Annotated in this window: 21 protein-coding genes and 1 tRNA gene; 17 read left to right on the top strand and 5 right to left on the bottom strand. The window is 61.6% G+C overall.

From position 1 onward, the window contains the following. The first annotated feature begins 24 nt into the window (after positions 1 to 24). The 6 genes from ACU8HS_RS21280 (at position 25) to ACU8HS_RS21255 (ending at position 6,000) form a co-directional block, all read left to right on the top strand. A complete protein-coding gene (locus ACU8HS_RS21280; RefSeq protein ID WP_447015149.1) occupies positions 25 to 855 on the top strand; it encodes an SDR family NAD(P)-dependent oxidoreductase in 831 nt (276 codons plus the stop codon). Positions 856 to 997: 142 nt separating this feature from the next. Further along, complete coding sequence (gene pip, locus ACU8HS_RS21275) at positions 998 to 1,957, top strand: prolyl aminopeptidase (protein ID WP_113412330.1); 960 nt, start codon at positions 998 to 1,000, stop codon at positions 1,955 to 1,957. A 383-nt stretch (positions 1,958 to 2,340) separates the two neighbouring features. Further along, entirely contained in the window at positions 2,341 to 2,946 is a 606-nt protein-coding gene (locus ACU8HS_RS21270) for a transglutaminase-like cysteine peptidase (protein WP_112567757.1), read from the top strand. Positions 2,947 to 3,162: 216 nt separating this feature from the next. Further along, a complete protein-coding gene (locus ACU8HS_RS21265; RefSeq protein WP_113412329.1) occupies positions 3,163 to 3,909 on the top strand; it encodes a hypothetical protein in 747 nt (248 codons plus the stop codon). Between the two features lie 119 nt (positions 3,910 to 4,028). Continuing rightward, on the top strand, positions 4,029 to 5,612 hold the full coding sequence (locus tag ACU8HS_RS21260) for a serine hydrolase (protein WP_447015148.1): 1,584 nt from the start codon (positions 4,029 to 4,031) through the stop codon (positions 5,610 to 5,612). Positions 5,613 to 5,724: 112 nt separating this feature from the next. Next, positions 5,725 to 6,000 (top strand): hypothetical protein, encoded by a 276-nt coding sequence (locus tag ACU8HS_RS21255; RefSeq protein ID WP_112567751.1) that lies wholly within the window; start codon positions 5,725 to 5,727, stop codon positions 5,998 to 6,000. A 37-nt stretch (positions 6,001 to 6,037) separates the two neighbouring features. Here the strand turns inward: ACU8HS_RS21255 and ACU8HS_RS21250 are convergent, their stop codons facing one another. Next, positions 6,038 to 6,475 carry a DUF1489 family protein gene (locus ACU8HS_RS21250; protein ID WP_112567749.1) on the bottom strand — a complete coding sequence of 146 codons (438 nt, stop codon included), beginning with the start codon at positions 6,473 to 6,475 and terminating at the stop codon, positions 6,038 to 6,040. A 118-nt stretch (positions 6,476 to 6,593) separates the two neighbouring features. Beyond that, positions 6,594 to 8,000 carry an L-serine ammonia-lyase gene (locus tag ACU8HS_RS21245; RefSeq protein WP_112567747.1) on the bottom strand — a complete coding sequence of 469 codons (1,407 nt, stop codon included), beginning with the start codon at positions 7,998 to 8,000 and terminating at the stop codon, positions 6,594 to 6,596. A gap of 212 nt (positions 8,001 to 8,212) precedes the next feature. Between ACU8HS_RS21245 and ACU8HS_RS21240 the strand changes: the two genes are divergently transcribed. Then, the gene (locus tag ACU8HS_RS21240) at positions 8,213 to 8,980 is read left to right on the top strand and encodes a DUF599 domain-containing protein (RefSeq protein WP_112568261.1); all 768 of its coding nucleotides are present in this window, start codon (positions 8,213 to 8,215) and stop codon (positions 8,978 to 8,980) included. Then, positions 8,981 to 10,012, top strand: a complete 1,032-nt coding sequence (locus tag ACU8HS_RS21235; RefSeq protein ID WP_112567745.1) for a heparan-alpha-glucosaminide N-acetyltransferase — start codon at positions 8,981 to 8,983, stop codon at positions 10,010 to 10,012. On the opposite strand, the gene ACU8HS_RS21230 is transcribed toward ACU8HS_RS21235, so the two are convergent. Next, positions 10,013 to 10,405 (bottom strand): MerR family transcriptional regulator, encoded by a 393-nt coding sequence (locus ACU8HS_RS21230; protein WP_007826104.1) that lies wholly within the window; start codon positions 10,403 to 10,405, stop codon positions 10,013 to 10,015. A gap of 64 nt (positions 10,406 to 10,469) precedes the next feature. Next, on the bottom strand, positions 10,470 to 11,885 hold the full coding sequence (gene mgtE / locus ACU8HS_RS21225) for a magnesium transporter (protein WP_112567743.1): 1,416 nt from the start codon (positions 11,883 to 11,885) through the stop codon (positions 10,470 to 10,472). Between the two features lie 243 nt (positions 11,886 to 12,128). Between mgtE and ACU8HS_RS21220 the strand changes: the two genes are divergently transcribed. The 5 genes from ACU8HS_RS21220 (at position 12,129) to ACU8HS_RS21200 (ending at position 15,852) form a co-directional block, all read left to right on the top strand. Next, on the top strand, positions 12,129 to 12,620 hold the full coding sequence (locus tag ACU8HS_RS21220; RefSeq protein ID WP_112705318.1) for a peptide deformylase: 492 nt from the start codon (positions 12,129 to 12,131) through the stop codon (positions 12,618 to 12,620). 426 nt (positions 12,621 to 13,046) lie between these two features. Continuing rightward, positions 13,047 to 13,421, top strand: a complete 375-nt coding sequence (locus ACU8HS_RS21215; RefSeq protein ID WP_447015147.1) for a hypothetical protein — start codon at positions 13,047 to 13,049, stop codon at positions 13,419 to 13,421. Positions 13,422 to 13,595: 174 nt separating this feature from the next. Continuing rightward, positions 13,596 to 13,680 (top strand) — tRNA-Leu (locus ACU8HS_RS21210). A gap of 426 nt (positions 13,681 to 14,106) precedes the next feature. Next, complete coding sequence (locus ACU8HS_RS21205) at positions 14,107 to 14,679, top strand: DUF1190 domain-containing protein (protein WP_447015146.1); 573 nt, start codon at positions 14,107 to 14,109, stop codon at positions 14,677 to 14,679. Between the two features lie 9 nt (positions 14,680 to 14,688). Then, positions 14,689 to 15,852: a glutathionylspermidine synthase family protein gene (locus ACU8HS_RS21200; protein WP_447015145.1), complete on the top strand. Its 1,164-nt coding sequence runs from the start codon at positions 14,689 to 14,691 to the stop codon at positions 15,850 to 15,852. Positions 15,853 to 15,941: 89 nt separating this feature from the next. Here the strand turns inward: ACU8HS_RS21200 and ACU8HS_RS21195 are convergent, their stop codons facing one another. Beyond that, positions 15,942 to 16,271 carry a lipoprotein gene (locus ACU8HS_RS21195; RefSeq protein WP_112567733.1) on the bottom strand — a complete coding sequence of 110 codons (330 nt, stop codon included), beginning with the start codon at positions 16,269 to 16,271 and terminating at the stop codon, positions 15,942 to 15,944. 224 nt (positions 16,272 to 16,495) lie between these two features. Between ACU8HS_RS21195 and lipB the strand changes: the two genes are divergently transcribed. From lipB to ACU8HS_RS21175, 4 genes are all read left to right on the top strand, one after another. Beyond that, positions 16,496 to 17,221, top strand: a complete 726-nt coding sequence (lipB, locus tag ACU8HS_RS21190) for a lipoyl(octanoyl) transferase LipB (RefSeq protein ID WP_112567731.1) — start codon at positions 16,496 to 16,498, stop codon at positions 17,219 to 17,221. Between the two features lie 63 nt (positions 17,222 to 17,284). After that, a complete protein-coding gene (locus tag ACU8HS_RS21185; RefSeq protein WP_447015144.1) occupies positions 17,285 to 18,211 on the top strand; it encodes a DMT family transporter in 927 nt (308 codons plus the stop codon). A 97-nt stretch (positions 18,212 to 18,308) separates the two neighbouring features. Further along, the gene (locus tag ACU8HS_RS21180; RefSeq protein WP_112705314.1) at positions 18,309 to 19,013 is read left to right on the top strand and encodes a hypothetical protein; all 705 of its coding nucleotides are present in this window, start codon (positions 18,309 to 18,311) and stop codon (positions 19,011 to 19,013) included. 100 nt (positions 19,014 to 19,113) lie between these two features. Further along, entirely contained in the window at positions 19,114 to 21,123 is a 2,010-nt protein-coding gene (locus tag ACU8HS_RS21175) for an acetyl-CoA carboxylase biotin carboxylase subunit (RefSeq protein ID WP_447015143.1), read from the top strand. Positions 21,124 to 21,157: the final 34 nt, after the last annotated feature.

Here is a 21,157-nt window from a genome sequence, read left to right as displayed (position 1 = left end):
GCATTTCTCATGGATGGGACAGGCGTGCGTTCGACAAAAGTTTGGTTCATCACCGGTGCCTCGCGAGGTTTCGGGCGTGTATGGGCAGAAGCTGCCCTCAAGCGCGGTGACAAGGTCGCCGCCACGGCGCGAAACCGCGATGCGCTCAATGAACTCGTGGTTATCTACGGAGATGCGGTGCTGGCGCTGGCGCTTGACGTGACAGATCGTGATGCCGCCTTCTCAGCAGTAGAAGAGGCACATCGCCATTTCGGACGTCTCGACGTCATCCTCAGCAATGCCGGCTACGGCTATTTCGGCGCCATCGAAGAAATCGACCCCGAACAGGCCAGGGCCAATTTCGATACGAATGTCTTCGGCACGCTCTGGCTTATGCAGGCCGCATTGCCGATCCTGCGGGCACAAGGAAGCGGTCACGTCATAACGGTGTCGAGCATCGGCGGCGTCATTGGTTTCCCGACCGGCGGAACCTACACGGCGACCAAGTTTGCGGTCGAAGCCATGTCTGAAGGCCTTGCCGCCGAAGTTGCCGCCTTCGGCATCAAGGTGACCATCCTCGAGCCTGGTCACTTCACCACCGGCTTCGGCTCCTCCGCGCAATCTGCACCAGCGATCGATGCCTATAACCCGATCCGCCAAGCCGTCCGCTCTTCTTTCAAACCGGAGGATTTCGGTGATCCGGCAGCAACCTCGGCCGCAATCTTTGCAGCCGTGGACGCGGAGCAGCCACCCCTTCGCCTCGTGCTCGGTTCCGCGATCGTCGCAAAGTTCAAATCGGTCTACGAAGCGCGCTTGAACAACTGGACCAAATGGGAAGCGGTCTCGACGGCAGCCCAAGGCGGTTTGGAAGCTTAAAGCTCTGCTGGTCAAAACTTTGGGGATCGCCACTGACCACGTTCTACCAAGAATCGCAGGTCTCTCCTTCGGCGGTCCCCGCGTCTGTCATCAATACGTCAAGGATGTAATGGATACAGCGCGCCTCAACGAGAGGCGCCCCATGTCGGTCCTGTTTCCCGAAATCGAACCCTATGAACACGGCCTGCTCGATACGGGCGACGGCAACCTCATCTATTGGGAAGCCTGCGGCAATCCGGCGGGCAAGCCCGCGCTGGTGCTGCATGGCGGGCCGGGGTCCGGCTGTTCGACAACGGCGCGGCGCTATTTCGATCCTACCGCCTATCGCATCATCCTCTTCGATCAGCGCAATTGCGGGCGCAGCCTGCCTGACGCCGCCGATGCCGCGGCCGACCTCTCCCGCAACACGACCGCCCATCTCATCGACGACATAGAGAGGCTTCGCAGCCTCTTCGGCGTGGAAAAATGGATTGTCTTCGGGAATTCCTGGGGCTCCACGCTGGCGCTTGCCTATGCGCAATCCCATCCCGTTCATGTCGGCGGCATCGTCATCGCAGGTGTCACCACGACACGCCGCAGCGAGATCGACTGGCTCTATCGCGGCATGGCGCCGCTCTTTCCCGAGGAATGGCACCGCTTCGGCGAAGCGCTGCCGCCGGACCTTCGCGACATCGACCGGGTGAGCGCCTATCACCGGCTGCTCAACGATCCCGACGAACAGGTGCGGCTGGACGCGGCGCGCGACTGGCATGAATGGGAGGCGGCGACGATCCTCCTTGCCGATCCCGCCGGCCTTCCCCGGCGCTGGTCCGATCCGCGCTACCGTCTGACGCGCGCCCGCATCATCACCCACTATTTTCGCGCGGGTGCCTGGCTGGAAGACGGCGTCCTGCTCAAGAATGCCGGTCGCCTCGCCGGCATCCCCGGTATTCTGATCCACGGGCGCTTCGATATCGAAGCGCCGCTTGTCACCGCCTGGGAACTTGCCCGCGCATGGCCGGGCTGCGAACTCATCGTGCTGCCGAAGGCGGCCCATTCCACGGCCAATGCCGATATCGCCGCCGTGATCGTTGCCGCGACCGACAGATTCCGCGATCTCTGACGAAATTATTTTTGAGGCGGAAAATCGGGACATGAGGCGGAATCGGCTTTCCGGACGGCAATTCCGCCTGTTTCCGCGCCTCGATCCCAGCCTTGCTGCCCGACGCCCCGGCCGCCGGCCGCCGGAGAAATTTACCCGGCCTATCCGATATCGTTAACAGCCTGCCCGTTTTCCGGCCTTTTGCGGCCCGAAAGCCTTTTTCCCAATCCTTCAATTTTAATCGAATTCGAGACGAATGCGCGTCTAATTTGATGCGTATTCGATATGGATTTGAATCAAGTTCGACGCGCATTTGAATAGATTAAGCCATTAATTTTATTGCGTAATTTTGCGTGAGATAAAAACGTCCGTGTCATTGTCCTTCCCATAACGGGGAGACGATAATGGCAATTGGAAATCTTCTGAAAGGCGGCCTTCTGGCCCTTGGCATGACAATGGCAATGGCGGGCGCAGGACAGGCGTCATCCGCCAGCATGACGCTCGCAGGCAATGCGAGCCCGCCGATCGGGCACTATGAATTCTGCCAGGCCAATCCGGGCGAATGCGCCTATGCCGGCGGCGATGCCGGCCCGGCGATCCTGACCGAGGATCGCTGGAAGGAGATCCTCAAGGTCAACTACACCGTCAATTCCACCATCCAGCCGATGACGGACAAGGAGATCTACGGCGTCGAGGAGCGCTGGGCCTATCCGCGCACCGTCGGCGACTGCGAGGACTTCGCCCTGCTGAAGCGCAAGATGCTGATCGATGCCGGCTTCTCGCCATCCGATACGCTGATCACCGTGGTCCTGCAGCCGAACGGCGAAGGCCATGCGGTGCTGACCGTGCGCACCGACCACGGCGACTTCATTCTCGACAACATGCGCAACAAGGTGCTGCTGTGGTCGGATACCGAATATACCTACCTGAAGCGCCAGTCCGCCGACGATCCGGCCCGCTGGACGAAGCTGCAGGACGGCCGCGCCGTGGCTGTCGGTAGCGTGAAGTAACTGGCTTACCGGCCCCGGTCAGTCCCCGCATCCCCGTCCCGACCGGCGCCCAGAGCCGTTCCCGCTGTCCCGGGAGCGGCTCGCTTCTTTTGTGGCAGATCCTTCCGGTTAAGTTAACGAGCCATTAACTCTCGCTATCCCATCATCTCCGCGAGATTCATCACCGGCACCGACGACTCGTGTTTTCTTACGGCGGCCCGATATCCGAGGACGACGATGAGCCATTCCGCCGTGAGCCATCCTGCCGAACAGCCCCTTCTTTCGACCCGGTTCCTCATCCGTGTCACAGCGACGATTGCGGTTCTGGCGCTGGCGACGGTGGCGATCAGCATTGCCGGCCGCTGGTTCGGCCGGCACATCTCGCTTGCCGGCAATACGGAAAGCGAGGCCGCAATCACGCTCACCATCGGTCGCGACACAATCGCCCTGCCCGCCAATACGATTCGCTTCCCCAGCGAACGCCATGACGGGCCGGCCGAACGCGTGGATCTCTATCTCGCCTGGCCGCAAATGCAGGGCTACAGCAAGGAAACGCGCGAGCGTTTCGACGATATCGCCCAGTCGTCCGGCCTGATTTTCCTGCAGATCACGCAGGGCACGATGTCGCGGGACATGTCGGGCCGGCTGGAGCCGATCTATTCGCATCTGATCGAGGGTGCTGCCGAACCCTTCGCGCATGGCCTGACGCTGCATCGCCTGCGCGCCGATGCCGGCTACAACGGCGAAGTGCTGCTGACCGCGCCGCGCGAAAACGGTGCCGCCTATGTGGTGCGCTGCATCCTGCCCGCTTCTGCCGACATGGCGACCAGCGGTGACTGCCAGCGCGATATCAAGGTCGGCAAGGACCTCAGCGTGCTTTACCGGTTCTCAAGCCGTCATTTGGCCGACTGGGACCATATTGATGCCGCGATCAGGACCTTTGTGGAAACCCGGCTCCTGAGCCGGTCTGCAACACTCCGCTAAAATCCCCGCAAATGTCTGAAGAAACGATTCATCATAAACGGATTGGTAACGCTGAACCGGTAGTTTTCCAAGACGGCCGGTTGCGCAGTAGGGGGTGCGTGGCGGGCCGAATATCCGAAATGCAAGCGAAGAGTGGAATAGTGTCAAGGTCAATTTCCTCCGTACCGTCGCCGCGGTCCGCCGGTTTCCTCGCAAAGGTGCTGATGATCTTTTCGATGGCCGTCGCGGTTGTCGCGGTCGACTCGGTCAACGCCGAAGCGGAAGCTGCAAATCCGAAATATGCCGGTATCGTCGTCGATGCGCGGACGGGAAATGTTCTCTACAGCGAGAATGCCGACCGCCTGCAATATCCGGCGTCGCTGACGAAGATGATGACCCTTTACCTGACCTTCGAGGCGCTTGAGCAGGGCCGTATTCGCCTCGATACGCCCGTCCCCTTCTCCGCTCATGCCGCGGCCCAGGCGCCGACCAAGCTCGGTGTGCGCGCCGGCAGCACGATAACGGTCGAACAGGGCATCCTCGGCCTCGTGACGCTGTCTGCCAACGATGCCGCAACCGCGCTCGGCGAAATGCTCGGCGGTTCTGAGGATCGTTTCGCCCAGATGATGACGGCCAAGGCCCATGCGCTCGGCATGACGCGCACGACCTATCGCAACGCCAACGGCCTGCCGAACACCGCGCAGATGACGACGGCCCGCGATCAGGCGCGTCTCGGCATCGCCCTTCGCCAGCATTTCCCGCAATATTACGGCTACTTCAATACGCGCGCCTTCAAGTTCGGCAACCGCGTGATCCGCAGCCATAACCGCCTGGTCGGCTCCGTGCGCGGCGTCGACGGCATCAAGACCGGTTATACCCGCGCTGCCGGCTTCAATCTGGTCAGCTCCCTGCAGATCGACGGCAAGTCGATCGTCGGCGTGGTTCTCGGCGGCGCGTCCACGCCCGCCCGCGACGCGCAGATGCGCAGGCTGCTTGCCACCTACCTGCCGAAGGCCTCCACCAGCGGAGGCGCGCTCGTCGCCCAGGCAAAGCCCATGCCCGAGATGATCGAGACGCCTGCTCCGGTCTCTCCTGCCAGGGTCGCCAAGATGGCCGAAAAGAAGACGATCGCCGCCACCCAGCCGCCCGTCGCGGCCGCCGCTGCCGATCTTGGCCTGCCGCACAAGGGCCCGCTGCCGGACAGCCGCTATCAGGCGGCAGGCACGGAAGTCGCCTATGCCGAGACCGCCGCACCCAGAACGGATAATCCCCTGCTGGCGCAGCCGATGCCGTCTCCGACCAAGGTCAAGACCGTCGCGATCAAGGAGCAGCAGGAACAGGCTTCCGTCGCCGTGCCGACGCCCGCACCCGCCTATATGCCGCCGGAACAGGGGGATACGTCCGTCGACGAGCTGACGACCGCCTCCACCAAGGTTGCGCCCGCCAAGGATGCCGTCGTCAAGGACATGCCGCAGCCGTCGGGCTGGGTCGTCCAGATCGGCGTCTCCTCCAGCCGCGAAATGGCGATGGACCTTCTGGCCAGCGCCAAGGCCAAGGGTGGCAAGGCGCTGAGCTCCGCCAAGCCCTTCGCTGTCGCCTATGCCAATGACGGCGATCAGGTCTATCGCGCCCGCTTCGGCGGCTTCGATGACCAGCGAGATGCGGTCAACGCCTGCAAGGCCCTGAAGAAGGCCGGCGTCAAGTGCTGGGCGGCCGCCCAATGAGCGATCTGGCGCTGCTTATGACTGATGTGGCAGCGCCCCTGCCTGCCGGCTGCGGTACTCGCGCCGCCGGCAGTCGATCCTAGTTCGGTTTGTATTGCGTACGAGGAAGATGATGTCGATCAACGAGAATGTACCAAATGCGCCTTCAGGGCGCCGGGCGGTCAACAAGGGCCGCACCGGCCTGCATCCGTTGCACGAGGCAGCATTGCGTCTGGCTGAAATCGGCCTGCAGCGCCCGAAGGCGAAATCGGCCAAGACCCGCGATCTCATCAACCTGCTTCTGTGCCACGGCGCACGCGCCTGGCGCTATTCGCAGCCGGAGGCGCATATTCACCTGCACATCACATCGCCCGACGGCCATTCGCCGGTCGTGCTGCGCCTGCGGTAAGCGCGGTTCAAGAAACTGCGACGCAAGACCGACGCTTTCAGAGCAGGCCGAGTTCCGACAGCTCGCGGCGAAGATCCGCGGGCATTTCCGTAATGCCGGCGCCGAGACTGTCGATATCGCGCGGCACGTCCTCATCGGGATAGTAGCGCCAGCCCTGGAAGGCCCGCTTCGGTTGCACCGCGGTTTCGATGACTTCCGGGCCAAGCACCAGATGGCAGCGGCCGATCCCCTCTCCGTCCGTAAATGTCTGGATGTCGAGAATCTTCTGTCGCGCCTGCACCTGCCCCTTGATGACCCAATAGAGCGAACCGCCGTCGAGCAGTTCTTCCACGCGCTTCGGCACCATGCGGGTCGTGTGGACCGAGTGCGGTTCCATTCCGGCGGCGATGGCGCGCAGCGAGCGCTCGGCCACCCATTCGCGCAGGTCTTCGATCGAGTCGCAGCCGACGCAGAGCTTGATGAGATTCAGTGCCATGCTGCCGTTGAAATCCTTTTGGCCGGCAGCGTCAAGCGGCTAAAGCATGCCGCGCAAAAGTGTGCAGCGGTTTTGCGAAACGACATGCGTCTGGCGGGAAATTCGAACGTCGACGAGATCAGCATTCGACGACGTTGACGGCGAGCCCCCCGGTCGAGGTTTCCTTGTATTTCTCGCTCATGTCGTAGCCGGTCTGGCGCATCGTCTCGATACAGGCATCGAGCGGCACGAAATGCTGGCCGTCGCCCTTGACCGCGAGCGATGCGGCCGTGACCGCCTTCACGGCGCCCAGCGCATTGCGCTCGATGCAGGGAACCTGCACAAGGCCGGCGACAGGATCGCAGGTCATGCCGAGATGATGTTCGAGCGCGATTTCCGCCGCATTCTCGATCTGGGCCGGCGTGCCGCCCATGACGGCTGCGAGGCCGGCGGCTGCCATGGCGGCGGCCGAACCGACCTCGCCCTGACAGCCCACTTCCGCGCCTGATATCGAGGCATTGTGCTTGATGATGCCGCCGATCGCCGCTGCCGTCAGCAGATAGTCGTGGATGCCCTTCCGGTCCCAGTCCTCGTGGAAATGCTCGTAATAGCGGATCGTCGCCGGAATGACGCCCGCCGCGCCGTTGGTCGGCGCCGTTACCACACGCCCGCCGGCCGCGTTCTCCTCGTTGACCGCCATTGCATAGACGCTCAGCCAGTCGTTGGCGAGCAGCGGGTTGGAACGGTTGCTGCGCCACTCTTCCTGCAGCTTGTCGTGAATATGCTTGGCGCGGCGCTTGACGTTGAGGCCGCCGGGCATGACGCCCTCGACCTTCAGCCCGCGCTCGATACAGGCGCGCATGGCTTCCCAGATACGGTCGAGACCGGCATCCAGTTCTTCGCGGCTGCGCTGGCTTTCCTCGTTGGCGCGCTTCATCTGCGCGATCGACAGGCCGGACCGTTCGGCCATTTCCAGCATCTGCCTGGCGGTGGCGAAGGGATAGGGCACCTTGTAATTGCCCTGCGCCGCCTTTTTGCGCGCCCGCATCCGCTCCAGCTCCGTATCGGTGACGACGAAACCGCCGCCGACCGAATAATAGATGCGCTTGACGAGCAGCCGTCCGTCCTTGTCGTAGGCGGAAAAGCTCATGCCGTTGGCATGGCCCGGCAGCGGCTGCTTCTTGTCGAAGACGAGGTCGGTCTTCGGCTGGAACTGGTAGGGCGGATGTCCCTCCGGCGTGATCCGGCCGCTCTTTTCCACGCCGTCGATGATCGCGTCCATGCGATCCGGATCGACCGCGTCCGGCGCCTCGCCCATCAGGCCGAGGATGACCGCCCTGCCCGTTCCGTGGCCGATCCCGGTATGGGCGAGCGAACCGTGCAGACTGACCTTGATGGCGGCAACCTGCGCGCCGACGGAAGGACGCGGCCATTCGTTGGACAGGATGAGATCAAGGAACCGGTTGGCTGCCGTCATCGGCCCCATCGTATGCGAGCTCGACGGCCCGACACCGATCTTGAACACATCGAATACCGACAGAAACATGAAGGCGCCTTCCAAAATTCACGATGCAGACTATGCGAGCCCGGTTCGGCATCCGCGCGGCGGACCGACATCGCCTTGAACCGGTGCGACATCGGCCGGGACAGTAGTGTGTTGCAGCCCATCTTGCTAGCGATTCTCATCTTGCCGGTCATTGCAGCATTCGAATGCATCTGTAGAGTGGCCGCGTTTATACGGGAACTGACTCGCTGATGATGACGACCGCGGATTATATCGCGCTTGCCTTCTTTATCCTTATCTGGATGGGCTATTCCTGGCTGCTGCACGGCCAGACCTTCTTCGGGCGCACGAGCCTGACCCATGCGATGGCGGAGCGAAGGCGTGAATGGATATATAATTCCCTGCGCCGCGATTTGAAGATGATCGACACCCAGATCATGGCCGGCCTGCAGAACGGCACGGCCTTTTTCGCCTCGACCTCCATTTTCGCGATCGGCAGCTGCTTTGCCCTGCTCGGCGCCACCGAGAAGGTGGATGCGGTCTTCGCCGACCTGCCCTTCGTCTTCCACAGCGGCCACGCCGCCTTTGAAATGAAGGTCGGCGGACTTGCCGCCCTGTTCGGCTATGCCTTCTTCAAGTTCGGCTGGTCCTACCGGCTCTTCAACTATTGCACCATTCTCTTCGGCGGCATTCCGATGGTGCACGATTCGGAGAAGGACATCATTGCCGCCGAGCGGGCGGCAGAGCGTGTCATCCGCATGAACGTCATCGCCGGCGGCCATTTCAACGAGGGCCTGCGAGCGATTTTCCTGTCGATCGGCTATCTCGGCTGGTTCATCAATCCCTATGTTTTCATGGGCACGACATCCATCGTCGTTTTCGTCCTCGCCCGCCGGCAGTTCTTTTCGGAAGCGCGCCTTGCCATCATGGATGCGAACCCGCCACCAAATCTCCATCTTTCTCCTGTTGTGCCCAGCAAGCCGTCAGCGACCGACGGTGACGAACTGTCCGGGGGATTGTGAATGACGGTGCCGGCAACGGAAGCGGCGGCTGTGGCAAGACCGCCGCGGATAGGCCTTGTGGATACGGCCCGCGGCGCGGCCCTCATTGCCATGGCCACCTACCATTTCAGCTGGGATCTGGAATTCATGGGCTACCTTGCGCCCGGAACGGCCGAGACCGGCTGGCTGAAGATCTACGCCCGCGCAATCGCCACCACCTTCCTGTTCATCGTCGGTGTCAGCCTTGTGCTGTCAGGCCGGCCGGAAATCCGCTGGCCTTCCTTCTGGAAACGCTTCGCCATGATTGCGGGCGCCGCCCTGCTGATATCGGCTGCAACGGCCTATTTCGTGCCCGGCCAGTGGATCTATTTCGGCATCCTGCATTGCATCGCGGTTCTGAGCCTCATCGGCGTCATCTTCCTGCGTCTGCCCTTGCCCGTGACGCTGCTTGTCACGCTTGCGCTGTTCGTCGCCTGGATCGCCGATACGTTCGTCATGCCCGGCGTGCTGGATTCACATCTGCTCGATCCGAAATATTTCGCCTGGCTCGGTTTTGCCGCCATGCCCGACCGGTCGAACGATTATGTGCCGCTCTTTCCCTGGGCGACCGCCCTCTTCCTCGGCATGAGCCTCACGCGTCTCGCCTTGCGCACGAACCTGCCGCAGCGGCTGGCGTCCCTGGGCACGGGCGGCACATGGCTTGCGCGGCTCGGCCGCCACAGCCTCGCCTTCTACCTCGTCCACCAGCCGGTGCTGATCGCCATCGCCTATGGCCTGACCTTCGTCATCGCGCCGCCAAAGCCCGATCCGGCTGCGACCTATCTGCGCCAGTGCAACGCCTCCTGCACGGTCGAACAGGGCGAAGCGCTCTGCCGCAGCTTCTGCCAGTGCACGCTCGACCAGCTGCAGGCGCAGCAGCTCTTTGCGCCGTTCCAGACAGGCGCGGTCAAGGCCGACGACGAGCGGATCATGGCGCTTGCCAGCCTCTGCAGCGCTCAGATAGAGCCCGAGCCGGCGCCGCAGTCCGAACCGCAGCCCCAGCCCCAGCAATAATCAGGTGGTGACGCCGATTTCGGCGAGGCGGCCGAGGCAGGCCTCCTCGATATTGTCGAGTTCGGTGATCGTTTCGTCGATATCCTTGCGCTTCTGGCGCAGGTCCTCGCGTTTTTCATCGACGCGCTTCATCAGGAGCTTGAGCTGGCCGAGCTCGCCCGGCGGCTCCTTGTAGACCTGAATGATCTCGCGGATTTCGGCAATGGTGAAGCCGATGCGCCGGCCGCGCAGGATTTCCTGAATGAGCCGCCGGTCGGCCGGGCGGAAAAGCCGCGTGCGTCCGCGCCGTTCCGGATGGATCAAACCCTCGTCTTCATAGAAGCGAAGCGTGCGCGTCGACACTCCGAATTCGCGCGTCAGCTCCGTTATGGTATAGTATTTGTTCACTAGCATCTCATCCCCGTCATCGACCTGACATATTATTGACTTTTACGTAATAGTCAATTTCGGCCGCGGTTCAGATGCCGAACCACCATGTCGCGATGCCGAGGAAGGCGAAGAAGCCGGTGCAGTCCGTCACCGTCGTGACGAAGACGGACGAGGCGATGGCCGGGTCCGCTCCCATCTTGTCGAGCAGCAGCGGCAGAAGGATGCCGGCAAGCGCTGCCGCCATCAGGTTGATGATCATCGCCGCGCCGATGACGGCGCCAAGCTGGTAGTTGTGGAACCAGGTGCCGGCGATCACGCCGAGAAGAATGGCGAAGAGGATGCCGTTCAGGATCCCGACCCCCGCCTCCCTTCGGATGATGCGGCCGGCATTGTAGATGTCGAGATCGCGGGTCGCCAGCGCGCGCACCGTCACCGTCATCGTCTGCGTGCCGGCATTGCCGCCCATGGAGGCGACGATCGGCATCAGCACGGCAAGCGCGATCATCTTCTCGATCGAGCCGTCGAACAGGCCGATGACGCTGGCCGACAGCATTGCCGTACCGAGATTGATGAGCAGCCACAGGAAGCGCGAGCGCACGGTCGAGATCACGTTGTCGGACAGTTCTTCGTCGCCGACGCCGCCGAGGCGCTTGATGTCCTCGTCCGCCTCTTCGTGGATCACGTCCACCACGTCGTCGATGGTGAGCACGCCGACGAGCCGTTCGTTCTCGTCCACGACAGCTGCCGAGAGAAGGTCGTATTGTTCGAAGAGCTGGGCCGCTTCTTCCTGGTCCATCTCGGCCGGAATCGGGTGGTTCGTTTCCCGCATGATGGCTTCGATCTTCGTCTGCCGCTTGGTGCGCAGGATCTGGTCGAGATCGACGGCGCCGAGCAGCTTGAAGGTCGGGTCGATGACGAAAATCTGCGAGAAGGAGTAAGGCAGATCCTCTTCCTCGCGCATGTAGTCGATCGTCTGCCCCACGGTCCAGAAGGGCGGCACGGCGACGAATTCCGTCTGCATGCGGCGCCCGGCCGAGCTTTCCGGATAATCGAGGGCGCGGCGAAGTCGCACCCGCTCCGTAAAGGGCAGCTGCGCCAGGATCTCTTCCCGGTCCTCCTGGTCGAGATCCTCGAGAATGTAGACGGCGTCGTCCGAATCCAGCTCGCCGATGGCGGCGGCAATCTGCTCGTTCGGCAGCTGGTCGACGATCTCGCGGCGGATCGTCTCGTCCACCTCGGTCAGCGCCGTCATGTCGAAATCGTCGCCAAGCAGGTGCACCAGCGCAAGGCGCTGATCCGGCTGGATCGATTCCAGCAGGTCGCCTATTTCCGATTCGTGCAGGCGCGCGACGTTCTGGCGCAGAAACAGCGTGTCGCGATCGGCAATGGCCGCACCCAGCCGCGCCAGGAAATCGCTGCGCACATTGCCGTCTTCGTTATAGATATCGACGTCTTCGTCCGTCGGACGTTTGCGAATGCGGTCTTCGGTATCGGTCGTCGTCATTGCCGCCCTCGCATCTCTATCTGATTTCAAAGACTATCGAGCCGCATTCGAAAATGTTGGCTGAAAACGCATTGTCAACAAGCGGATAAGCGAATTCCGCCCTGCCCTCGCCAAAGCCGGAATCCTTGACCGCCCTGCTAGCCGAAAGCATTTCTGCCGTAAAGCGCAAACCCGTGCTTTCTGATGACAATGCCGGTGGACGGTTATAGTTTCCGCTGCCATTTGTCGAAGGGAAGCCCAGCCGTGCCGATCCGCCCGATTCTCCGCTATCCGCATCCCGGTCTCAAAACGGTCTGCGCACCCGTGAACTCGTTCGATTCGGCCCTGTCCGAACTGGCGGACGACCTGCTGCAGACCATGCGCGCAGCTCCCGGCGTCGGCATCACCGCGGCCCATATCGGCGTCTTCCAGCGCCTGACCGTGCTGGAACTCGACAAGGGTGACGTGCGCATCTACGCCAATCCGGAAATATCGTGGTTTTCCGACGAGACGATGGTCCATATGGAAGGTAGCGTCTCCATGCCGGGCGCTACCGACGAGATCACGCGCCCGAAGGCGATCCGTTTTCGCTATCAGGATCTTCAGGGCAATCGCCACGAGGAAGAGGCGTCGGGCTTCCTCGCCGTCTGCATCCAGCACGAGGTCGATCAGCTCGACGGCATTTTCTGGCTGCAGCGCCTGTCGCGGCTGAAGCGTGAGCGGCTGGTCAGAAAGTGGGAAAAGACGAAAAGCTGAAGGCCAGGCCATGAGCGGCCGAACCGATAGCGCATCACATGCGCAACCACCTGCAGGCGACCGGCGTCGATGCCCGCATCGCTTAGAGGATTGAGGCGAAAAGACACGAAATCGCCACATTTCGGAACCCGGAAACGGATGACTTTCCGGTTTCGACGTCTCTAAAGTTACAAATAGTTAATCAATTAAAGATTGCAGCATTGTAATGTGGGTGAAAGCCCTGACATCTCAGTCGATTAACTGTGCCGGCTAAGGTAACGCGCCCGTCAAAAATCATTGACAAATATGTGATTTCATTTGGACAAAACGCCGCAACGCTGCTGTCACTTTTCTCACAAAATTGCCAAAATTGGGGAGCGGACTTGGTCTTGCCGAGGGTTGGTTTTACGTTGTTGAATTCAACAACAGATTGAGGAGAATAGCCCCATGCGCATCAAATTCGCCGCTGCCGCCACCCTGTTTGCCGTCGGCCTCGCCAGTGCGGCCTTCGCACAGCAGACGAAGTACAACGACGACTATTCCAACGACAGCGACGGCCTCTACCAGACCCCGGTCGCACCGGCAAAGCCGGTCCATTATCCGACGCACGTGACGCCTCCGGCCTATTCCGGCGACTATACGAACGATAGCGACGGCTTTGCGCCGGTAGCGATGGCAAAGCCTGCGAAGGTCGACAATACGGCGACCGCCAGCATCAAGCCGCTTCCGGATTGCCACAGCATGGTCGGCCCGAAGGGCTGGCGCCAGAAAGGCGCCGACAGCGGTGCCAGCCGCACCGAAGCCTGCCGCGAAATGCACTGACAGGATCTGGAAAAGGGCCGGTTTCCGGCCCTTTTCTCTTGTAATTTCAATGTCTCGTGCGGCGTAATCCACATCCCGGACAAGCTTTTAAAAAAAACTGTCACATCGTGCTTGTGTCCGTCAGATGCTTTTGCTACATGCTGCCTCGCCGACGCAAATCGGCCCTACCACGATGCGGTCGTGGCGGAATTGGTAGACGCGCAGCGTTGAGGTCGCTGTGGGGCAACCCGTGGAAGTTCGAGTCTTCTCGACCGCACCAAAGAAACCCGCTTCGGCGGGTTTTTCTTTTTTGGACAAGGGTTTAGTTCTCTCGTTCGGATCTCGCTGCCGGAGAGCAAGGCTCTTTCCGACGATATCCCTTCTCCTCGATAGCAGAGCAAATCTTGGCGGCATCGACTGCAATTCTGGTGCGCAATCTATCGCTTGACTTCTATCTGGAATTGAGAACATAACTGGAACGGTTAAGATTTCAGGGGTGTTCATTTCATGAAGACGATTTCGACCGGCAATTTTTGACGAGACGCTAGACGGACGATCGGCCGCTAGAGCCGGTTATCGTGCGGGATAGACCCGCTCGCAACCAATCCAGCCTTTTCACGTATTTGAACGCAAGCCGGATATTTCCGCTTGGCGCTTTCTCGCTCTGCCTGCGCAAGCGCATGGCATCGAACGATTTGGGGATCGCATGACACCGGAAGATCGCTACCGATATACCAAAGGAGGCGTGAAGCTCGCCATCCTTGGAACGTTTGTTTTCGGGATCTATCTCGCAGTGAGTTCCATGGGCGAGACCGAGACGGCGGCCTACAGGACGCTCGACGAGTGCCTCAAGGACGGCAAGTTCGGTCCTGACGACTGCAAGAACAGCTTCGCGACTGCCCGTGCCGAGCATCTGAAAAATGCACCTTCCTATCAGAATCGTGAGGATTGCGAGGAGGAATTCGGCAACGGCCATTGTGAGGTGACAAGTTCGGTACATGTTGCCGGCGGAGGGCACTACAGCCCCTATCAATCAGGCTATCTCATCGGCCAGCCCGAAACGAGCGCCAATGGCGTTTATTATCCGGCGGTACCGGCATCGGCACTTTATGAAAGCAGTCATGTCTCGGGCTTCGTGAACGCTGCCGGCCAGTTGGTCACCAGTAAGGTCGGCGGCTTCAAGATGACTTATTCCGATGGAGCCCGCTTCAGTCCCGATGTCCGTACGACCACGCTTGCCCGCTCCGGTTTCGGCACGCGTCACTCTTCCGCGTCCTGAGGGCTCAAGATGAAGCGTATCGCGACAGGCGAAAGGCCGGACTGGATCCCGAAGCTCGAAGCGCTGGATTTCACGTTCCACCACATGTATGGCGAACTCTATTGGGACGAGCGCAACGCCTATCAATTCACGCTCGCTCAGATCGAGGACGATCTCGAAGACCCGACCAACGAGATCCTGCAGCTCTGCTACGGGGCGGTGGACCGCATCTGCGCCGATCCCGCCCTGATGACGCGCATGGCGATCCCGGCCGAGTTCCATGAGGCGATCCGGCGTTCCTGGAAATGGTCCGAGCGCGATATCTACGGCCGCTTCGACCTGCGCTACGACGGCAGGAGCCCGGCAAAGCTGTTCGAATTCAACGCCGACACGCCGACGTCGCTTTTCGAAAGCGCGGTCATCCAATGGGAATGGCTCCAGGACATGAAGCGATCAGGCCGGCTCGATGCCGGTGCCGATCAGTTCAATTCGATCCACGAGAAGCTGATCGACGCTTTCCGGTATTTCAAGAATTCGAGCGATAGCGGCGTCTTCCATTTCGGCTGTGTCACCGACAATGAGGAAGACTACCTGACGACGAAATATCTTGCCGATGTCGCGTTCCAGGCGGGCTTCGAAGTCGTGCTGCTCGACATGGAGGAGATCGGCGTCGATGCCGAGAGCTGGTTCACCGATCTCGAGGATCGGCGCATGGAGGATCTCTTCAAGCTCTACCCTCTGGAATTCATGGTCCACGAGGATTTCGGCCAGCACCTGCTCTCCACCGGCACCAAGATCCACGAACCGCTGTGGAAAATGACGCTGTCGAACAAGGGTCTGCTGCCCGTTCTCTGGGAGATGGCGCCGAACCACCCGAACCTTCTGCCCGCCTATTTCGCCGACGACCCGCAGGCGCTGCGCCTCGAAAACGCGGTCCGAAAGCCGCTCCTGTCGCGCGAGGGCGCCAACGTTACGCTGACATCGGGAGGAGTGACGGTCGCTGTGGACGGAGATTATGGCGCGGAGGGCTATATCGTGCAGGAAGCCTGCCTGCTTCCGCAATTCGGCGACGATTATGCCGTGGTCGGTTCCTGGGTCGTCGCCGGCGAAGCCTGCGGCATCTGCATCCGCGAGGACAAGTCGCCGATCACCCAGAACCTCTCCCGCTTCGTCCCGCATTTCATCATGGACTGAGATACGGCATCGAAGGATGTCGAAAAGGCGCGGCAGACCGGATCGCCGCGCCTGATGCCTGATCGGCGCCAGGCCGTCGCGGCGCGCGATCAGCCGAACGTGAAGGTGAATTTGCGGCTGCCGATCGAGCCCGAACCCGTGCCGCGCACGCCCGTCGAGACGAAGGTGAACGAGCCGCTCTGGCCGTTGCTGCAGGTGAAAGTGCCCTCGCCGTTACGGTGCGTCACGTAAACGAAGTTGCCGTTGCACTTGAGGCCTTTGGTACTCGTCAGTTCCAGTGTCCCGGCGCCATCGGCATAACCTGTTGCCTTGCCCGTAAATTTCTCGTCGCCGCTCTCGGTCTGTCCCTTGAGAGGAAGCGTCATCGCACAGCCGGACAGGAGCGCGACGAGCAGCGCGGAGGAAAATATGCGTTTCATGAATTACCCCAATAAGATGATTTGCGCGCCGACAATATCCACATGATTGCAGCTCTTTCCAGAAGCGGCCCGACTTATCCCCAGCACCTGGGGCGATGCGTGCGGCCGGCGTCCCGGCCACGACGCAGGCTGAGCCGCAAAGAGCGATTGAATCGCGCGCCGCCGAAGTCCATATAGAGGCCCGCGACCGCCCTCTCCTTTTGCGGATAGCGCCAGGGACTGCCATGCTACGCACCGATCTCGATTTCTCCATGCTCCCGAAAGCCGGTTCGCGCCCCGTGCGCTGGCGTATCTCCGATGGGCTCGTTCCCTATGCGGAAGCGGTGGAGACGATGGAGCGCGAAGTCGCGGCGATTTCCGAGGGCGGCGACGAGCTTGTCTGGCTGCTGGAACATCCGCCGCTCTATACGGCCGGCACCAGCGCCGACGCCAAGGATCTCGTCCAGCCCGATCGTTTTCCTGTTTTCGCCACCGGCCGCGGCGGCGAATATACCTATCACGGCCCCGGCCAGCGTGTGGCCTATGTCATGCTCGATCTGAAGCGGCGCCGGCAGGATGTGCGCGCCTTCGTGGCCGCGCTCGAAGAGGTCATCATCCGCGCGCTCGGTTCGATGAACGTGCGCGGCGAACGCCGCGAGGATCGTGTCGGCGTCTGGGTCCGCCGGCCCGAGCGGCCGCTTCTGCCGGACGGCACCATGGCGGAAGACAAGATTGCCGCCCTCGGCATACGCCTGCGCAAATGGGTCACGTTTCACGGCCTGTCGCTGAACGTCGATCCCGATCTCGATCATTTCAACGGCATCGTGCCCTGCGGCATCTCGGCCTATGGCGTCACCAGCCTTGTCGATCTCGGCCTGCTCGTGACGATGGCCGATGCCGATATCCGCCTGCGCGCCGCCTTCGAAGAGGTCTTCGGCGAGACCGTCAAGGATATGCTGCACTGTCCCTGATTGCCGGCCTTGATCGGACTGCCTTCCTGTGGTTGATGACACCACCCGCAAGAAGCAGCCGCCATGTCCGAATCTCCTTCCGCACAGAATCCGCTCCAGGGCATGGCCATCATGGCCGGCGCCATGGCCATCCTGCCGACGATGGACGCGATCGCCAAATATATGGCGACCTTCGAGGCCATGTCGCCGGGACAGGTCACGTTCTACCGCTTCTTCTTCCAGCTCGTCTGCACCCTGCCGATCCTCCTTGCAATGTTCGGCAAGCAGGCGCTGTCTGCCAGGCGCCCGTGGATGAACCTGTTGCGCGGCGCGCTGCATGGCGCAGCCAGCCTGCTCTTCTTCGTCGCCGTCAAATACATGCCGCTTGCCGATGTCTTCGCCATCTATTTCGTCGAGCCCTTCATGCTGACGGCGCTCTCGGCGCTCTTCCTGGGCGACAAGGTCGGCTGGCGGCGCTGGCTGGCGATCGTCGTCGGTTTTGGCGGCGCCATGATCGTCATCCAGCCGAGTTACGAGATCTTCGGCCTGAAGGCTCTGCTGCCGGTCTTCTGCGCCTTCCTCTTCTCGCTCTATCTCTTCCTCAACCGCGCCATCGGCGAGGCCGATTCGCCGCTGACGATGCAGACCATGGCCGGCATTGGCGGCACGATCTTCATGGCGGGCGCAATGTTTGTCGGAAACGGCCTCGGCAATGCCGACTTCACGCCCTCCCTGCCCGCCTCCTGGCTCGGCCTCGTGCTCCTGCTGATCCTCGGCACGATATCGGGCTATGCGCACATGCTGGTCGTTAAGGCTTTCCGTCTTGCGCCGCTCTCGCTCCTGGCACCCTTCCAGTATTTCGAGATCATTTCGGCAACCGTGCTCGGTTATGCCCTCTTCGGCGATTTTCCGAATGTTTCCAAATGGATCGGCATCGCCATCATCGTTGCATCGGGCCTTTTCATCATCTGGCGCGAGCGTTTGCAGGCGCGATCATTAAAATCCGCATGAAACGCCAAATCGGCGGTTAACTTTCCTTCTTGAGGGATCTTCAATTCCGGACCGATAGAACCATTTCCGGCTTCATGATGAAGTCTGGAGATAAAACATGAGTGAGTTTCGTCTCGCTTTTCCGGCATGTGTCATCGCCGGGAAGCATCGGCTGACGGCCGAAGACATCATACTTCTGCGCAAACACACCTTTCCGGAGGGAATCCGGACATCCGATCATGTCGTGGTGATGCTGGCGCTCAATAATTCCTGCCCCGAAAAATGCTCCGAGTGGAATACGTTCTTCATCGAGCAGCTGGCAGGCTTCATCGTCGACTACACCTATCCGCAGGGCTCGCTGGACGAGATCAACGTCGCATGGATCATGCGCATGTTCACGACCGATGGCGTGGTGAATTCCGCGCTCGAGCTCGAGCTCATCCTGCACGTCATGGAACTTTCCGCCCATGTGCCCGATGAGCTGCGCGCGCTTGCGCTCGACCAGCTGCGCCTGGCGCTCGCCGAAGATATCGGCGGCTACAGGCTGACCCGCGCCGCCGACCGCAAGAGCATCACGCGCCAGGACGTGGATTACGTCATGCGGATTCTGCGCAGTGTCAGCGAAGGCGGCGTCATCGGCGTCTCGCCGGTCGAATACGGCGTCCTGCAGCGCATCGACGCGGTGGCCCAGCCCGGCGCCAACCATCAGCGCTGGGGCGAGATCATGGCCGCGGTGGAACTCAGGGATTATACCCAGCCGAGGCGAAGCCGCTGGCTGCGGATCATCGATGAAGAGCCTGTCGTCGCCGCCGCAGTTGCCTGACCTGCCGAATCTTCAGACTGCCTCTGGTTCTTCAGCCCAATTGTGCGTTCCGGCTTTTTATGCGTAAAACTCCGGAACGCATTTCCTGGGTGGAGTCTCGATGTTCAAGAAAATCCTGATCGCCAACCGCGGCGAGATCGCCTGCCGCGTGATCAAGACCGCGCGCCGCATGGGCATTGCCACCGTTGCGGTCTATTCGGATGCGGATCGGGATGCCCTGCATGTCGAGATGGCCGACGAGGCCGTTCATATCGGTCCGGCGCCTGCCGCCGAAAGTTACCTCCTGGCCGACAGGATCATCGCCGCCTGCAAGGCGACCGGTGCCGAAGCCGTCCACCCCGGATACGGTTTCCTGTCCGAACGCGCCTCCTTCTGCGAAGCGCTGGAAAAGGAAGGCATCGTCTTCATCGGTCCCAAGCCGAAAGCCATCATGGCGATGGGCGACAAGATCGAATCGAAGAAATTCGCCAATGCCGCCAAGGTTTCGACCGTTCCCGGCTATCTCGGCGTGATCGAGGACGCCGCCCATGCCGAAAGGATCGCTGCCGAGATCGGCTATCCCGTGATGATCAAGGCGTCGGCCGGCGGCGGCGGCAAGGGCATGCGCATTGCCTGGACGCAAGCGGAAGTGCGCGACGGTTTCGACCGTGCCCGCTCGGAGGCCAAAAGCTCCTTCGGCGACGACCGCGTCTTCATCGAAAAATACGTGGTCGATCCGCGCCATATCGAAATCCAGGTTCTGGCCGATGCGCACGGCAATGTCGTCTATCTCGGCGAGCGCGAATGCTCCATCCAGCGCCGCAACCAGAAGGTCGCCGAGGAAGCGCCCTCGCCCTTCCTCGACGAGAAGACCCGCGCCGCCATGGGCGCGCAGTCGGTGGCGCTCGCCAGGGCCGTCGACTACCAGAGCGCCGGCACGGTGGAATTCATCGTCGACCGCGACCGCAATTTCTATTTCCTCGAAATGAACACCCGCCTTCAGGTCGAGCATCCGGTGACGGAACTCGTGACCGGCATCGATCTCGTCGAGCAGATGATCCGCGTCGCCACCGGCGAAAAGCTGGCTTTCGCGCAGAAGGATGTAAGGCTGAACGGCTGGGCGATCGAAAGCCGCCTCTATGCGGAAGATCCCTACCGCAACTTCCTGCCCTCGATCGGCCGGCTGACACGCTACCGCCCGCCGGCCGAAGGCCGCACCGGCGATGTGGTCATCCGCAACGATACCGGCGTCTTCGAGGGTGCCGAAATCTCCATGTATTACGACCCGATGATCGCCAAGCTCTGCACCTGGGCGCCGAGCCGCCTGCAGGCGGTCGAAGCCATGGGCCAGGCGCTCGACGCTTTCGTGGTCGACGGCATCGAGCACAACGTTCCCTTCCTCGCAGCGCTGATGAAACATCCGCGCTGGCGCGAAGGGCGCCTCTCCACCGGCTTCATAGCGGAGGAATATCCCGATGGATTCGCGCCGATGGCGCCCGACGCTTCGGAAGAAGCGGCGCTTGCGGCCATCGCGCTCTCCGTCAGCCTGATCGATTCTGCCCGCCGCGAGGGTTTTGCCGATCGCCTGCGCCAGGCAAGCGGCCCGCTGCGGGAGGAATGGGTCGTCAAGCTCGGCGGCAATTACGTGCCGGTGAAACTGGTCGATGGCCTCGTGACCATTCCTTTCGAGATGGAAATGGAAGTCGGCGGCCGTACCGAAACCGTTGTTACCGATTGGAGACCGGGCGATCCGGTCTGGCACGGCAGGATCGCCAGCCGACCGGTGACGGCGCAGATCCGCCCGATCCTGAATGGCCTGCGCATCGACTGGCAGGGCCTATCGGTCAAGGCGCGGGTCTTTACGCCCCGCCATGCCGAGCTTGACCGCCTGATGCCCGTCAAGCTGCCGCCCGATACGTCCAAGCTGCTGCTCTGCCCCATGCCGGGCCTCGTCGTCTCCATTGCCGTCTCCGAGGGCCAGGAGATCAAGGCAGGCGAAACGCTGGCCGTCGTCGAAGCCATGAAGATGGAAAACGTGCTGCGTGCCGAGCGCGATCTCGTCGTCGGCAAGATCAAGGCCGCGCCCGGCGAAAGCCTGGCGGTCGATGCCGTCATCATGGAATTCGCCTGAGGCGAAGCCGATTTTCAGGAAATACCCGCGGCGA

The organism is Rhizobium sp. KDH_Rht_773_N (assembly GCF_052946295.1).
This window is presented reverse-complemented; position numbering and strand designations above follow the sequence as displayed.